Annotated in this window: 14 protein-coding genes; 8 read left to right on the plus strand and 6 right to left on the minus strand. The window is 53.9% G+C overall.

What is annotated here, in order from left to right; all coding sequences use genetic code 11:
* The first annotated feature begins 20 nt into the window (after nucleotides 1-20).
* The 8 genes from ACO0LM_RS06285 to ACO0LM_RS06320 all read left to right on the plus strand — a co-directional run bounded on the left by ACO0LM_RS06285 (nucleotide 21) and on the right by ACO0LM_RS06320 (nucleotide 8,362).
* The gene (locus ACO0LM_RS06285; RefSeq protein WP_423035341.1) at nucleotides 21-185 is read left to right on the plus strand and encodes a hypothetical protein; all 165 of its coding nucleotides are present in this window, start codon (nucleotides 21-23) and stop codon (nucleotides 183-185) included.
* A gap of 6 nt (nucleotides 186-191) precedes the next feature.
* Nucleotides 192-2,099, plus strand: coding sequence for an aminodeoxychorismate synthase component I (pabB, locus tag ACO0LM_RS06290; protein WP_423035343.1), 1,908 nt, complete (start codon nucleotides 192-194; stop codon nucleotides 2,097-2,099).
* A gap of 291 nt (nucleotides 2,100-2,390) precedes the next feature.
* Complete coding sequence (locus tag ACO0LM_RS06295; RefSeq protein ID WP_423035345.1) at nucleotides 2,391-3,554, plus strand: ABC transporter substrate-binding protein; 1,164 nt, start codon at nucleotides 2,391-2,393, stop codon at nucleotides 3,552-3,554.
* Nucleotides 3,555-3,853: 299 nt separating this feature from the next.
* Nucleotides 3,854-4,909 carry a branched-chain amino acid ABC transporter permease gene (locus ACO0LM_RS06300; protein WP_423035347.1) on the plus strand — a complete coding sequence of 352 codons (1,056 nt, stop codon included), beginning with the start codon at nucleotides 3,854-3,856 and terminating at the stop codon, nucleotides 4,907-4,909.
* Nucleotides 4,909-6,726 carry an ABC transporter permease subunit gene (locus ACO0LM_RS06305; protein ID WP_423035349.1) on the plus strand — a complete coding sequence of 606 codons (1,818 nt, stop codon included), beginning with the start codon at nucleotides 4,909-4,911 and terminating at the stop codon, nucleotides 6,724-6,726. Before ACO0LM_RS06300 ends, ACO0LM_RS06305 begins: the two co-directional genes overlap by 1 nt.
* The gene (locus ACO0LM_RS06310; RefSeq protein ID WP_423035351.1) at nucleotides 6,726-7,532 is read left to right on the plus strand and encodes an ABC transporter ATP-binding protein; all 807 of its coding nucleotides are present in this window, start codon (nucleotides 6,726-6,728) and stop codon (nucleotides 7,530-7,532) included. Before ACO0LM_RS06305 ends, ACO0LM_RS06310 begins: the two co-directional genes overlap by 1 nt.
* A gap of 14 nt (nucleotides 7,533-7,546) precedes the next feature.
* Complete coding sequence (locus ACO0LM_RS06315; RefSeq protein ID WP_423035353.1) at nucleotides 7,547-7,951, plus strand: VOC family protein; 405 nt, start codon at nucleotides 7,547-7,549, stop codon at nucleotides 7,949-7,951.
* 99 nt (nucleotides 7,952-8,050) lie between these two features.
* Nucleotides 8,051-8,362 carry a hypothetical protein gene (locus ACO0LM_RS06320; protein ID WP_423035355.1) on the plus strand — a complete coding sequence of 104 codons (312 nt, stop codon included), beginning with the start codon at nucleotides 8,051-8,053 and terminating at the stop codon, nucleotides 8,360-8,362.
* 40 nt (nucleotides 8,363-8,402) lie between these two features.
* Here the strand turns inward: ACO0LM_RS06320 and ACO0LM_RS06325 are convergent, their stop codons facing one another.
* From ACO0LM_RS06325 to gpmA, 6 genes are read right to left on the minus strand one after another with little or no spacing between them, the layout of a single operon-like run.
* Entirely contained in the window at nucleotides 8,403-9,212 is an 810-nt protein-coding gene (locus ACO0LM_RS06325; RefSeq protein WP_423035357.1) for a spermidine synthase, read from the minus strand.
* A 9-nt stretch (nucleotides 9,213-9,221) separates the two neighbouring features.
* On the minus strand, nucleotides 9,222-9,869 hold the full coding sequence (locus ACO0LM_RS06330; RefSeq protein WP_423035359.1) for a glutathione S-transferase family protein: 648 nt from the start codon (nucleotides 9,867-9,869) through the stop codon (nucleotides 9,222-9,224).
* A gap of 56 nt (nucleotides 9,870-9,925) precedes the next feature.
* A complete protein-coding gene (locus tag ACO0LM_RS06335; RefSeq protein ID WP_423035361.1) occupies nucleotides 9,926-10,684 on the minus strand; it encodes a HesA/MoeB/ThiF family protein in 759 nt (252 codons plus the stop codon).
* 42 nt (nucleotides 10,685-10,726) lie between these two features.
* Nucleotides 10,727-12,265, minus strand: a complete 1,539-nt coding sequence (locus ACO0LM_RS06340; protein ID WP_423035363.1) for a S41 family peptidase — start codon at nucleotides 12,263-12,265, stop codon at nucleotides 10,727-10,729.
* A 14-nt stretch (nucleotides 12,266-12,279) separates the two neighbouring features.
* Nucleotides 12,280-13,626, minus strand: a complete 1,347-nt coding sequence (locus ACO0LM_RS06345) for a murein hydrolase activator EnvC family protein (RefSeq protein ID WP_423035365.1) — start codon at nucleotides 13,624-13,626, stop codon at nucleotides 12,280-12,282.
* 7 nt (nucleotides 13,627-13,633) lie between these two features.
* Entirely contained in the window at nucleotides 13,634-14,380 is a 747-nt protein-coding gene (gene gpmA / locus ACO0LM_RS06350) for a 2,3-diphosphoglycerate-dependent phosphoglycerate mutase (RefSeq protein ID WP_423035367.1), read from the minus strand.
* Nucleotides 14,381-14,428 lie beyond the last annotated feature (48 nt).

Below are 14,428 nucleotides of genomic sequence, written 5' to 3' on the forward strand. Positions count from 1 at the left end.
TTGTGCAGGGGAAATCATCAATGAGCGACTATACCTTTGTGGCAGGGCAATGTCATATAAAAATGGTGTCTCTGCTAATCACAATCTTTAATATTGGCAAGCTCTCGCAGGTCAGGCTGAAAAAGCAGGACATGCACAAGTCTGCGTCTGCGGGTAAACTGCGCCTCATCTCTTCATTGGCCTGAAAAAGCGTGTCAGATTTTCCCAACAATGTTTCATTGCCCTTTCCTTTGCCGCTGGCTGGGGAATGTTTTGCCTTGCTCGATGATGCCAAGGCCGAGACTGCCCAGTCACGCCTGTACACTGACTTACAAGCCAGGCTGTTTTGCCGTTCGAAAGAAGAGTGGCCCGGTTTATGGCAGGATACCCAGGCCGCCTTGCAACAGGGCTGCTTTGCCGTTGCCCTGTTGTCGTATGAAACCGGGGCGCAGTTACAGGACATTGCACCTCGTGACAGGCAGATGGGGCAAGCGGAGCAGGCATTTTCGCAGATATTGCTTTTTCGCCACTGCCATGTACTGACATCGGCACAGGTACAGGATTTCTTGAATCTCCAATTGGTGACTTGTGCACCTGCAACTGGCGACGTGTCCGATATCGCCGGTATTGCCGCGGTCCGCGCGAATGTTGATGCAGCACAGTTTGATGCCGGGATAGCCAGTGTGCTTGCCTATATCGCAGCTGGTGATACCTATCAGGTGAATTACACTTACCGCCTGCATTTTGACAGTTATGGTTCACTCCTGACCTTGTACCAGCGCTTGCGGCAGCGTCAACCTGTGCCCTATGGGGCGCTGATTTGCCTGCCAGACGGCGAGGCTGTCCTGTCGTTTTCACCGGAATTATTTGTCCGCCATCAGCAGGGGCAATTGCTGGCCAGGCCCATGAAAGGCACTGCCGCAGCCAGTGGTGATGCCGATGAAGACCAGCGTCTTGCCGCCGCATTGGCAGCCGACAGCAAAAATCGCGCTGAAAATCTGATGATCGTGGATTTGTTGCGCAATGATCTGGGCCGCATTGCTGCTACCGGGTCCGTCAAGGTACCGGCCCTGTTTGAAGTCAGCCGCTTTTCCAGCGTCTTGCAGATGACATCGACGGTGCAGGCTGAATTGCGGGAGGGGCTGGGCCTGGGCGAGATACTGACTGCGCTATTCCCCTGTGGTTCGATTACCGGTGCACCCAAGCGCCGCACCATGCAGATCATACGTGAACTGGAAAGCGAGGCGCGTGGTTTATATACCGGTGCCATAGGCTGGTTTGATCCGCCGCAAGCGCCTGCCAGTCTGGGGGATTTTTGTCTGTCGGTACCGATACGGACTTTGCAATTGCAGGCACCGGCAGCGCAGCAGATGACAGGTGTACGCCGTGGCGTATTGGGAGTCGGTGCCGGCATCGTGTATGACAGCGAGGCCCAGGAAGAATTTGCTGAATGCCACCTGAAAGCCAGTTTTTTAACCGGTTTGCCAGCACAATTTGAACTGTTTGAAACCATGCATGCCAGTCGTGCAGATGGCTGTCGCCACATTGATCGCCATTTGCAACGCCTGCGCGCGTCAGCCAGCTATTTTGGTTTTTCCTGGGATGAATCCCTGATACGGCAGCGCATAGAGGAGGCCTGCCAGCAATTGCCGCCAGCGCAGGCTTGTCGTTTGCGGCTGGCAATCAATGCGAAGCTGGACATCAAGTTGAGCAGCGGCGCGTTAACCCCGCTGCCAGCCAGACCAGCTGTCATGTTGGCGACCACAACAACGCGCCACGACGACTTGTTTTTACGCCACAAGAGCAGCGTACGCCAGCAGTACGACGCTGCCTGGCAGGCAGCCGAACAGCAGGGCGCGTTTGATATGCTGTTCTTCAATGAACACGGTCATCTGACCGAGGGCGGGCGCAGCAGCGTACTGTTGAAAAAAAATGGAAAATGGCTGACGCCGCCTGTTAGCGATGGTGTATTGCCGGGCATTATGCGCGCCGTCTTGCTGGATGACCCGCAATTTGGTTTGCGCGAATCCAGCCTGGTGCTGGACGATGTATTGATGGCCGAAAAAATCATGCTGTGCAATGCCCTGCGTGGTGCCTTTGAAGTTGAATTGTTGCGCTGATTATTAACAGATCAAGTCAAATTCAAACCAGGTACAAACGCAGCTCACCGGAAAAGACCAGCCCGCAGCGGTGTCATATCTTGCATGTTGGAAACATAAGAAAAAACTGCCAAAAACGGCTTATCTGAAGTATAAAGAGTGATTGCCGCCTGTGCCAGGTTGTGCCTGCACGTCAAAATTGGCCCTGCTGTTGTGCCTGGACATAGGAAAGGTTACACTGAATAAAAATTAACCGACCGATCGGTCGGTTAATGGTATTCCATAAACAAAAAACAAGACAGGAGACTATCCATGAAGAAACGATTCGCACTGGCTGCTTTGCCAGTTATGTTGTCGCTGGTATTGGCAGGTAGTGCTAATGCGCAGATCAAGGTGGGCGTGAATGTATCCGCTACCGGCCCTGCTGCTTCCCTGGGTATCCCCGAAAAAAATACCTTCGCCCTGTTGCCAAAAGAAATTGCCGGCAAGAAGGTGGAATATATCGTGCTGGACGATGCGTCTGATACCACGACCGCCGTCAAAAATGCACGCAAGCTGATCGCTGAAGACAAGGTCGATATCCTGATCGGTTCTACCATCACGCCAAATTCACTGGCCATGATCGATGTCGCCGCTGAAAATGAAATTCCCATGATTTCCATGGCAGCGTCATCGGCGATCATTTCACCAGTGGATTCAAAGCGCTTCTGGGTGTTCAAGACCCCGCAAAATGATTCACATATGTCGACGGCCATTACCGGCCACATGAATGACAATGGCATCAAGACTGTGGCTTTTATCGGCTTTGCCGATGCTTACGGTGAAGGCTGGTTCAAGGAATTTTCCAAAATCGCCGAACTGCGCAAACTGAAGATCGTTGCGAATGAACGCTTTGCCCGCAATGACACTTCAGTGACCGGGCAGATCCTGAAAATCATGGCGACCAATCCGGATGCTGTGCTGATTGCCGGTGCCGGCACACCAGCAGCCTTGCCACAGAAAACCCTGAAAGAGCGCGGCTATAAAGGCAAGATTTACCAGACCCATGGTGTGGCCAACAATGATTTCCTGCGCGTCTGCGGCAAGGATTGTGAAGGTACCTGGTTGCCAGCCGGCCCCTTGCTGGTGGCTGAGCAATTGCCTGCCGATAATCCAGTCAAGAAATCTGCCATGCGCTACCTGAAAGCCTATGAAAAAGAATACGGTGCCGGCTCGGTTTCCACTTTTGGTGGCCATGCCTGGGATGCCAGCCTGTTGCTGGAAACCGCAGCGACAGCGGCTTTGAAGAAAGCCCAGCCTGGCACCAGAGAATTTCGTGCTGCCTTGCGCCTGGCACTGGAAAACATCAGCAACCTGCCCGTCTCACACGGCATCGTTAACATGAGTGACACTGACCATCTTGGTCTTGATCAGCGTTCACGTGTCATGGTGCAAATCGTCAATGGCAAATGGAAGCTGTTCGGTCAGGCCAACTGATCTCTGCATGTCTGAAAGAAGGGAGCTGCGGCTCCCTTTTTATTCGGCATGTGGACTGAAAAAAAATATAGTAATAGGACTTACGCAAAATCGTCCTGGCAAGGCTATCGCTTTAAGAAACCTCCCTTGCAGGGGAGGTTCGTTATGTCGGCAGGCAACATGTTGCCTGAAACCCCGACTGTACCTTCAGCGACGACGACAGTACTTTAGTACACGGCTCCTAGGAGAGGAGCTGCAAAGCAGCCAGGGCGGTTTTGCGTAAGCCCTGATCAGGTAACACCAAAGAAAGTCAGGTATTCATGGATTTTTCAATTGCGGCCATACTGGCCCAGGATGGCATTACCAACGGTGCCATCTATGCCCTGCTGGCATTGGCGCTGGTCTTGGTATTTTCGGTCACGCGGGTTATTTTCATACCGCAGGGTGAGTTCGTCGCCTTTGGTGCGCTGAGCCTGGCCGCCATCCAGTCTGGCAAGTTTCCCCAATCTGCCAGTCTGTTGCTGGGCTTCGGCTTGTTATGCATGATGAAGGAAACCTGGTTTGTCCTGCGGGCCGCGCAGCCAGTGGCCAACGCCGGCAAGAGTCTGCTGTTCAGCGCGGCGCGGCTGGTGCTGGCACCTTTGTGTATCTGGCTGCTGGCACGCAATGTGTCGGCCCAGGAATGGCCGCTGTTTGCGCAGGTTGGCCTGGCATTGGCGATCGTGATACCGATGGGGCCGATGATATACCGGCTGGCTTATCAGCCACTGGCCGAAGCCAGCACGCTGGTGCTGCTGATTGTGTCTGTCGGCGTGCATTTTGCACTGACCGGTTTGGGATTGGTCATGTTTGGTGCTGAGGGCTCGCGCACCACGGCTTTCAGCGATGCCCGCCTGGAAATCGGTGCCATGCAGATATCCGGTCAAAACCTGGTAGTGATAGGGGTGTCGGGTTTGCTGATCGCAGCCCTGTATTTTTATTTTGAACGCAGCCTGTCTGGCAAAGCCTTGCGTGCTACGGCTGTCAATCGCCTGGGTGCGCAATTGGTGGGAATAGGAACCATCAAGGCCGGACGCCTGGCATTTACCCTGGCGGCTGCCATGGGTGCACTGTGCGGCGTACTGATCGCCCCGGTGACGACGGTCTATTACGACGGGGGGTTCCTGATTGGTCTCAAGGGTTTTGTCGGGGCCATCGTCGGTGGGCTGGTCAGTTATCCGGTGGCTGCGGCTGGTGCCTTGCTGGTGGGCTTGCTGGAATCCTATTCATCGTTCTGGGCCAGCGCTTACAAGGAGGTCATCGTATTCACCCTGATTATCCCCGTCTTGTTGTGGCGTTCGCTGAACAGCAAACACAATGATGAGGATGAAGAATAATGAAGACACTCATCCAACATGGCAAATGGGTATTGCTGGTACTGATACTGTTATTCCCGCTGATGCCGGTACCAGAATTCTGGATCACCCTGGCCAACTATATCGGCCTGTATGCCATCGTCGCACTGGGGCTGGTGCTGTTGACCGGTGTCGGTGGCATGACTTCATTCGGGCAGGCGGCCTTTGTCGGACTGGGGGCTTATTCCAGCGCCTATCTGTGCACGGCATTGGGATATTCACCCTGGCTGGGTTTGCTGGCAGGCCTGCTACTGACCATGGTGGCGGCATTGACCATAGGCATGATCACCATGCGTCTGTCTGGCCATTATCTGCCACTGGGTACCATCGCCTGGGGCCTGTCGCTGTTTTTCCTGTTTGGCAATATGGAAATTCTAGGCAAATACGATGGCTTGAACGGCATCCCGGCAATTACCCTTGCCGGCTTCAAACTGGATAGCGGGCGCAGCATGTTTGCGCTGATCTGGGTCATCCTGCTGCTGGCGATCATCGCCATCCAGAACTTGTTGCAATCCCGCCCTGGGCGCGCCATACGCGCCTTGAAGGGGGGGGGTGTCATGGCCGAAGCCATGGGTGTCAACACCGCGAGGATGAAGGTCATCATCTTTGTGATTGCCGCCATGCTGGCGAGTATTTCCGGCTGGCTGTACGCCCATCTGCAACGTGCGGTGAATCCTACGCCTTTCGGTTTGAATCAAGGCATTGAATACCTGTTCATGGCAGTGGTGGGTGGTGCCGGACATGTCTGGGGCGCCTTGCTGGGCTCCGCCTTGCTGACCCTGTTGAAAGACAAGTTGCAAAGCATCCTGCCGGTCTTGCTGGGCGCGAACGGTAATTTTGAAGTCATCGTGTTCGGTGTCTTGCTGATACTGCTGTTGCAAAGGGCGCGCGATGGCGTATGGCCTTATCTTGCGCGCTGGACCAGGCGTGTTTTTGCTGCCTGGCTGCCAGAAGACCAGGGCATACAAGTCAAGCCGGGGGCGGCCGTCCTCAACACGCGCACCAAGCCTGTGGCCAATACTGTCATTCTGGAAATTGACAAGGCCCGCAAACAGTTTGGTGGCCTGGTGGCCGTCAATGACATGCAGTTCACTGTCAGTGCCGGGCAAATCGTCGGTTTGATCGGCCCGAATGGCGCGGGCAAATCCACCATGTTCAATCTGGTGACCGGGGTATTGCCATTGAGCAGTGGAGCCATCCGTTTTTATCGCGACGGCCAGTTGCGCGATATCGGCAACCTGCCATCGCGCGAGATTGTCAAACTGGGTATCGGCCGTAGCTTCCAGCATGTGCGTTTGCTGGCCAACATGAGCGTGCTGGAAAACGTCGCCATCGGTGCCCATTTGCGCGCCAAGGGTGGCGACGTGATGGAAGTGATGTCCAGTATTTTGCGTCGTGACAGCAAGATAGAAAATTCCCTGCTGGCAGAAGCGCAGCGACAACTGGAAAGGGTGGGCCTGGCCCACCTGATGCAGGAAGAAGCCGGCAGCCTGGCACTGGGGCAGCAGCGCATACTGGAAATCGCCCGCGCCCTGTGCTGTGACCCGACACTGTTGTTGCTGGATGAACCAGCAGCCGGTTTGCGCTACAAGGAAAAACAGGAACTGGCAGAATTGCTGCGCAAATTGCGCGGTGAAGGCATGAGTATTTTGCTGGTCGAACATGACATGGATTTTGTGATGAATCTGACCGATCATCTGGTGGTGATGGAATTCGGCACCAAGATCGCCGAAGGCTTGCCGCAAGAGGTACAACAGCATCCGGCCGTGCTGGAAGCATATCTGGGTGGGATAGACTGATGACGACGCCAATTTCTACAGACTCGCCGGCAGCGCCGGCCATCCCGGTGACTTCATCGAGCGAACCCGGCTTACTGCAGACCCGGGATTTACAGGTTTTTTACGGCAAGGTTGAGGCTTTGCAAGCCGTCAACATACAGGTGGATGCCGGACAGATCGTGACAGTGATCGGTCCCAATGGTGCCGGCAAATCCACCATGCTCAATGCGATTGCCGGTGCATTGCCGGCGAATGGCAGCCTGCGCGGGCAGATACTTTTATCTGACAAAGATTTGGCCGGTGTCGCCATAGAAACCAGGGTTGCTCAGGGCATGTCACTAGTGCCGGAAAAGCGCGAATTATTCGCCAGCATGAAGGTGGAAGATAATCTGCTGCTGGGCAGCTATCGTCGTTACCAGGCTGGTGAAAAAAATTATGCAGACCAGTTACAGGTCGTGTTTGATTTATTCCCGCGCCTGAAAGAAAGACGCAATCAGGAAGCCGGTACCCTGTCGGGTGGTGAACGCCAGATGCTGGCACTGGGGCGCGCCTTGATGGCCAAGCCACAATTGCTGATGCTGGATGAACCCAGCCTTGGCCTGGCGCCTTTAATCGTCAAGGAAATTTTTCACATCATCCAGCGACTCAGGCAAACTTGCGTCGCCATTTTGCTGGTCGAGCAAAATGCCCGCGCAGCGCTGCAGGTAGCAGACTATGCCTATGTGCTGGAAACCGGACAAATCGCTTTGCAAGGGCTGGCGGCTGAACTGGCGAATGATCAGCGGGTGATTGATACCTATCTGGGCTTAGCAAAAAAAGCGCATTGAAGAAGGAGTATTTCGTGATTTCGCATGTGTTCATAGGCATCCGTGATTTTAAGCTCGCGTTCGATTTTTATTCAGCACTGATGGTCGAGCTTGGCCTGGTGCTGAAATTTAGTGATGCAGAAAAGCCCTGGGCAGGCTGGGTGGCCAGCGGGCAGCCCCGTCCGTTATTCGTGATTGGCTTGCCATTTAATGACGCGCCAGCCAGTGCCGGTAACGGCCAGATGATTGCGTTGCTGGCAGCATCACGTGAAACAGTCCGGCGCTGTCATGCGGTCGCCATGGCACATGGTGCCATCGACGAAGGCCAACCCGGTCTGCGTCCGCATTACCACCCCCATTATTATGGCGCGTATTTTCGCGACCCTGACGGTAACAAGCTGTGTATCTGCTGCCATCATGCGGAAGAGGATGGCGAATAAAAACGCGATCCGACGGATTGGTTTATTTTTTAAATGGCTGAGAAGTTTGGATGCCAAGCTGAAGTCAAGCATGATGTTCCATTTTTGACGAGTGACCAGATGAGAGTTCTGTTTTGTTTTGCCGCGCTGCTGTTGACAGCCTGCGCATCCAGTTCTGGCGTCATGCCGATAGGTAAGGATACCTATATGGTATCGCGTCAGGCAGCGACCGGATTTTTCGGGTCTGGCACACTAAAGGCAGAAGCTCTTCAGGAAGCCACGCGGTATTGCGAAAAACTGGGTCAATCTTTCCAGCTCGTCAGCACCCAGGAAGTCCGCCCGCCTTATATACTCGGGAATGTCCCCAAGGCTGAAATACAGTTCACGTGTCTCAGGCAGACAATGCCGACAATGCCGCCGATGCCGGGTTGAACCAATCCCAGCTGAAAAAGCCTGCATGATGCGGCTTGCTTCAGCTTTGATCTTCCATCCATTTTTTCAAGCCATTCACCCAGGTCGCTGCTGGCAGTTTTGTGGCCAGGCGTATTTCTGTTGCGCGTTCATACAGGTCATCGAAATCAACTACGGGGGCCTGTTTGAAAGCGATGGCGACGGTGTTGGCGTCATGCACCAGCGGTAACCAGACCACGGCGTCAAAGCTTGCTTCCAGTGCGGCGATGTTGGCTGCACAACTGGCTTCATAATTTTGCGGATTGCCGAACAGGTTCACAGTCAGCATGCCATCTTGCTTCAGACAGTCAGCGCAAGCTTGATAGAAAGCCGGGCCGCCGAGTGCCGGTGCTGCTGCGGCGGCGTCATACAGATCGATTTGCAGGATGTCGATGCTGGCATGATTTTTTTCATTGCTGACGTACAGCATGGCATCCATTTCCAGCACTTGCAGACGTTCATCATCGGCAGGTAGTTTGAAATCCTGATGGCAGGCTTGTATCACATTTGGATTCAGTTCTATTGCCGTGACCCGTGCCTGTGGAAACTGGCGATAGCAAAACTTGGTCAGTGATGCCGCACCCAGGCCCAGTTGCACGATATGTTGTGGCGTTACGCTGAACAGCATCCACATCATCATTTGCTGTACGTATTCAAGCTCAATCTGGTCAGGCATTGCCAGGCGCATGGCACCCTGTATTGCCTCGGAAGACAGATGCAGGTTGCGGACACCGCGAAATTCAGTGAAGGATACTTCTGGGTGGATGATGGTGGGCCGCATGGCCGCCTGGTTGGCGGCATACAGATCGCGGGCTTTACTGGACTTATTCACTGGATCCATTCAATTGGAGGTCACTTTCGGCCAGGCATCGATGCCTTCGATGGCCACCATTTTTTGCCAGCTGGGGCGGGCGATGATCAGGTGTGCCAGCCGGTTCAGTGCGGGCCATTCCGTCGCCGTGCGTGGCATATTGCGTGACCAGCGCATCAGCATGGTCAGATGCAGATCAGCGCCAGAGAACGTGTCACCAAGCAGGTAGGGACCATGCTGGCTCAGGTGCTGTTCAAGCTGGTCCCAGATCGCAGCAATGCGTTTTTGCAAGGCTAGCCGCGTGACTTCCGTATGCTCTTCATAGCCCAGTTCGGCCGGATAAAACCAGGCACGGAAAGCTGTCTGCAGGCTGGTGCTGATGAACACTATCCATTGACGCCACTGATCGTGCTCTATGCTGCCAATGGCGGGCATCAAACCGGCTTCCGGGTGGCGTTCGGACAATAACATCAGCAATGCTGCGGATTCCAGGTAAGGGCGATTATCGAAGACCAGGGTAGGCACCACCCCGTTCGGATTCAGGCGCAGGTAAGCGGGATCTTTCTGCTGTTTTTTTTCTACATCGACCAGTTTCAGTTCATATTCTGCGCCGATTTCCAGCAAGGCCAGGTGGACGATCATGCTGGCAGAGCCGGGGCAGTAATACAGTGTGTACATGGGTTTCCTTCAAAGCGACATGGGTAGAGGAGTCAGTGCCAGAAGCATGAGGTGATTCAGGCAGCATGATGCTGACCGCAGACAGTGCAGGCAGGGTTCTTGCTGATGCCTATACTGGTCCATTCCATCTGCAAGGCATCAAGCAGCAGCAGGCGGCCGCTGAGCGGTTTGCCGATGTGCATGATGAGCTTGAGTGCTTCTGCCGCCTGGGTGCTGCCTATGATGCCAACCAGTGGTGCAAACACGCCCATGCTGGAACACAGTACTTCTTCAAACACCTGGTCGGGCGGGAACAGGCAGGCATAACAGGGTGATTCGGGCTTGCGGCTGTCAAAGACGCTGATCTGGCCATCAAAGGCAATGGCAGCACCCGACACCAGTGGCACAGCATGTTTGACGCAGGCGGCATTGACTGCATGCCGGGTGGCGAAATTGTCGCAGCAATCGAGCACGATACTGGCCTGGCTGACCAGTTCTTCCAGTCGCTCGTGTTCAGCTCTTTCCTGGAGTGCCATGATGTGAATGTCGGGATTGATACCCTGCAGGCTCAGCTTGGCTGAGGCGACCTTGGCCATGCCCACCCGTTCTGTCGTGTGCAGGATCTGCCGTTGCAGGTTGGTCAGGTCCACACTGTCATTGTCGACGATGGTGATACTGCCGACACCGGCGCTGGCCAGATACAGTGCAGCCGGGGACCCAAGGCCGCCGGCACCGATGATGAGGGCGCGTGCTTCAGTGATTTGTTGCTGGCCTTCTATGCCTATCTGGTCAAGCAGGATATGACGGGAATAGCGTAAGAGTTGCTGGTCGTTCATCGTAGTAAAAAAGGCCGCTGCGTGCGGCCTTTTTGTCAGGGTTTATTTTTTCTTGCTGTCGGTTTTATGTTCGGGTTTGTCTGCTTTATCTGATTTGTCCGATTTATCTGACTTGTCCGATTTGCCACCTTTTTCAGCGTCCTTGCCTGTGTCTTTGGCATCTTTGCTGTCCTTGCCATCCTTATCGGCGACTTTGGCTTCAGTGACTTTAACTGGCAGGCCCTTCAAGTGATTCAGTGCCTGGGCCAGCTGGAAGTCTTCTGCGCCACCATATTCCAGCGGCTTGCTCTTTTTCGCCAGGGCGATCAGACGCTGCTCTTCTTCCGCTTCATCGACTTTAGGGCGGGCGACTTCTTTTTCCTTGTCATTGGTCAGATGTTTTTGCAAATCGGCTTCACGGGCACGCAGGCCATTGAAACCATCACCGTCGGCGGTTTCTTCCACGTTCAGGTCGGGGACTATACCCTTGGCCTGGATGGAACGACCATTCGGCGTGTAGTAACGGGCCGTGGTCAGCTTGACTGCTGTATCGGCAGAAATCTGGCGTATGGTTTGTACCGAGCCTTTACCAAAACTCTGGGTACCCAGAATAGTGGCACGCTTGTAATCCTGCAGGGCACCGGCCACGATTTCAGACGCAGAAGCCGAACCAGTATTGATCAGGACCACCATAGGTACGTTTTTTACCGCTTCAGGCAGTTTTGCCAGCGGGTCACTCAAGGTGCGTCCCGAGTAAAATTCGCGCCTTGCGTAGAAGGTTGCCTTGGAATCAGGCAACTGACCATTGGTGGAGACCACTGGCACGTCCTTCGGCAGGAAGGCCGCAGAAACACCGATAGCACCCGGCAAGACACCGCCCGGATCATTGCGCAAATCCAGGATCAGGCCCTTGATGGCCGGGTCCTGTGCGTACAGGGTCTGGATTTTCTTGGCCATGTCTTCGACCGTCGGCTCCTGGAACTGGGCGATCCTCACCCATGCATAACCAGGTTCGACGATCTTGGCCTTGACGCTTTGCTGTTTGATGAGCTCGCGCACGATGGTGACAATAATCGGTTTGTCTTCCGTCTTGCGGGCAATCGTCAGCGTAATCTTGGTATTCGGTTCGCCGCGCATTTTTTTCACGGCTTCGTCCAGCGACAAGCCCTTGACTGGCAGTGAATCCAGACGGGTAATCAGATCACCCGGTTTCAGGCCGGCACGGTAAGCCGGTGAATCTTCGATAGGGGAAATGATTTTGACATAGCCATCTTCCATACCGACTTCGATACCCAGGCCGACAAATTTGCCCTGTGTACCTTCTTTTAATTCTTTAAATGATTTCTTGTCCAGATAGGCGGAGTGCGGATCCAGCGACGCCACCATGCCGGTAATGGCTTCAGTCAGGAGTTTGTTGTCTTCCACCGGTTCGACATAATCTGATTTGATCAAACCGAAGACATCTGCGAGCTGCCGCAATTCTTCTACCGGCAAAGGATTACCCGTGGTTTTTTGAGCCACTGCGGAAAACTGCATGGAAACCGCTACACCCGCTACCATGCCGAGGCCAATTAAACCGAAATTCTTGAATTTGCTGCCCATGATTCACCTAAAGCCTATTTAACGACGATCCAGTTGAGAGGATCAAATGTACGCCCTTGATGACGTACTTCAAAGTATAAACCTGATTCTTCAATGCCGCCGCTGTTTCCAGCGCTGGCAATCACATCACCTGCTTTTACGACATCACCCACATGTTTCAATACTGCCTGGTTGTTGCCATACAGACTCCAGTACTGGCCACCATGATCAACGATGATCATATTGCCATAGCCTTTCCACCAATCGGCAAAAATTACCTTGCCAGGGGCGATGGATTTGATCTCTGCGCCCTCGCTGGCTTTGATGAACATGCCTTTCCAGCTTGGCCCGTCGGCACGCTTGCTGCCGTATTTGGCCACGATTTCACCTTTGACCGGCAAGCGCAATTGACCCTTGAGCTTGTCAAACTCACCCGGCGGCGGTGTTTCTGCCTTCGCCTGCCTTGGTGGTTCGTCGGCATCGATCGCATTAGGATTGATGATTTTTGCCGGCTTCTTGCCCTGTGCTGCCTGTCTTGCTCTTTCTTTCTGTGCTGCTGCAATTCTTTCCTGGCGCTGTTTTTCTTCCAGCGCTGCCTTGGCTGCATCGGCCCTGGCCTGTTCTTCTATGACTTTATTTAATTGTGAGACCAGATTGCCCAGTCTTTGTTCATCTTTTTCCAGGCTATCAGCCTGTTTTTTTTGTACATACAGTTTTTCTGCCAACTGACTTAATAAAGTGGCATGCCGTTTTTTCTCTTTTTCCAGTGCCGACTTGTGGCTTTTTTCTTCGTCGGCGATTTCATCGAGTTCCGCCTTGGCTTCCCTGGCATCATCGGCATTTTTTTCTGCTGCTTTCAGGCTGACACGCAGGGCATCGATCATTTTGGCCTGGGTTTGCGATACATAGCTCATGTATTGCAATTCGCGGTTGATGCGGTTGGGGTTGTCGCCAGACAGCAGGAGTTTGATGCGGTCACTGTCACCGCGCATATATTGACGACGCAGGAAACTGGATAACTGGTTTTTTTGTTTTTCAACTTTGGCCGCGAGACGCTGTTGTTCATCGGCCAATTGTTTGACTTTTCCTTCGGTTTCGCTCTGCTCGGTCTGCAAATCACGCAGCGAGCGATTCGCTTCGGAAATTGATTTTTCTGATTCTGCCAGGGCGTCACTGGCATTGTCTTTGGCTGTTTCCGTCTTGTTGATGTCGTTTTTTAGTGACTTCAGGCGGTTTTGCAACTCCAGGCGGTCGGCTTCCGCCTTGCTTTTTTGCACTGCACGGGTATTGCTGGCCGCCATGGCAAAGGCTGCCATGCCCGTCAACGACAGACATAGCACGATGCTCAGCAGGGGTTTCAGCGACTTCTGTGTAAGTGGCATCAAATGCTTATTTGGATTTACCCTGGCTGGCGACGGCCTGCAAAGCCGCTGCAATGGCTGCCTGGTCACCCAGGTAATAATGCCTGATCGGCTTCAGATCGGCATCCAGTTCATACACCAGGGGTTGGCCGTTGGGGATATTCAGGTTGACGATGTCGTCGTCGCTGATGCCGTCCAACATCTTGATCAGGGCGCGCAGGCTGTTGCCATGGGCGGAAATCAGGATGCGTTTGCCGCTGCGGATGGCTGGTGCAATGCTATCGTTCCAGGCTGGCATGACGCGGGCGACAGTGTCTTTCAGGCATTCGGTCAGCGGAATCTGGCTGCGTTCCAGACCGGCGTAACGCGGGTCATTGAACGAGGTACGCTCATCATTTACATCCAGTGGCATGGGTGGGGTGTCATAGCTGCGACGCCATACCAGCACTTGCTCGTCACCGTATTTGGCCGCTGTTTCAGCCTTGTTCAAACCTTGCAGTGCGCCGTAATGCCGTTCATTCAGACGCCAGTCGTGGATGACGGGCAACCACATCATATTCATTTCATCCAGTGTACCCCAGAGCGTACGGATGGCACGTTTCAGTACCGAGGTGTAGGCCAGGTCAAAGCTCAGACCGGCTTCTTTCAACAGTTTGCCGGCCTGGGTCGCTTCGGCGACGCCTTTTTCCGTCAGGTCAACATCGGTCCAGCCGGTAAAGCGGTTGTCCAGATTCCAGGTAGATTCGCCGTGGCGCATGAAAACGATTTTGTACATAGAGTGTGCGAGAAAATGAGATAGGTGAGATAAGTGATTTAGTATGCA

The organism is Undibacterium sp. Di26W (assembly GCF_049340265.1).
Lineage (GTDB): Bacteria > Pseudomonadota > Gammaproteobacteria > Burkholderiales > Burkholderiaceae_D > Undibacterium.

Bases quoted from the DNA above. Each gene is read 5' to 3' on its own strand.
- ACO0LM_RS06285 (WP_423035341.1), top strand. From the start codon at position 21: ATGAGCGACTATACCTTTGTGGCAGGGCAATGTCATATAAAAATGGTG.
- ACO0LM_RS06295 (WP_423035345.1), top strand. From the start codon at position 2,391: ATGAAGAAACGATTCGCACTGGCTGCTTTGCCAGTTATGTTGTCGCTG.
- ACO0LM_RS06300 (WP_423035347.1), top strand. From the start codon at position 3,854: ATGGATTTTTCAATTGCGGCCATACTGGCCCAGGATGGCATTACCAAC.
- ACO0LM_RS06305 (WP_423035349.1), top strand. From the start codon at position 4,909: ATGAAGACACTCATCCAACATGGCAAATGGGTATTGCTGGTACTGATA.
- ACO0LM_RS06310 (WP_423035351.1), top strand. From the start codon at position 6,726: ATGACGACGCCAATTTCTACAGACTCGCCGGCAGCGCCGGCCATCCCG.
- ACO0LM_RS06320 (WP_423035355.1), top strand. From the start codon at position 8,051: ATGAGAGTTCTGTTTTGTTTTGCCGCGCTGCTGTTGACAGCCTGCGCA.
- ACO0LM_RS06330 (WP_423035359.1), bottom strand. From the start codon at position 9,869: ATGTACACACTGTATTACTGCCCCGGCTCTGCCAGCATGATCGTCCAC.
- ACO0LM_RS06335 (WP_423035361.1), bottom strand. From the start codon at position 10,684: ATGAACGACCAGCAACTCTTACGCTATTCCCGTCATATCCTGCTTGAC.
- ACO0LM_RS06340 (WP_423035363.1), bottom strand. From the start codon at position 12,265: ATGGGCAGCAAATTCAAGAATTTCGGTTTAATTGGCCTCGGCATGGTA.
- ACO0LM_RS06345 (WP_423035365.1), bottom strand. From the start codon at position 13,626: ATGCCACTTACACAGAAGTCGCTGAAACCCCTGCTGAGCATCGTGCTA.
- gpmA (WP_423035367.1), bottom strand. From the start codon at position 14,380: ATGTACAAAATCGTTTTCATGCGCCACGGCGAATCTACCTGGAATCTG.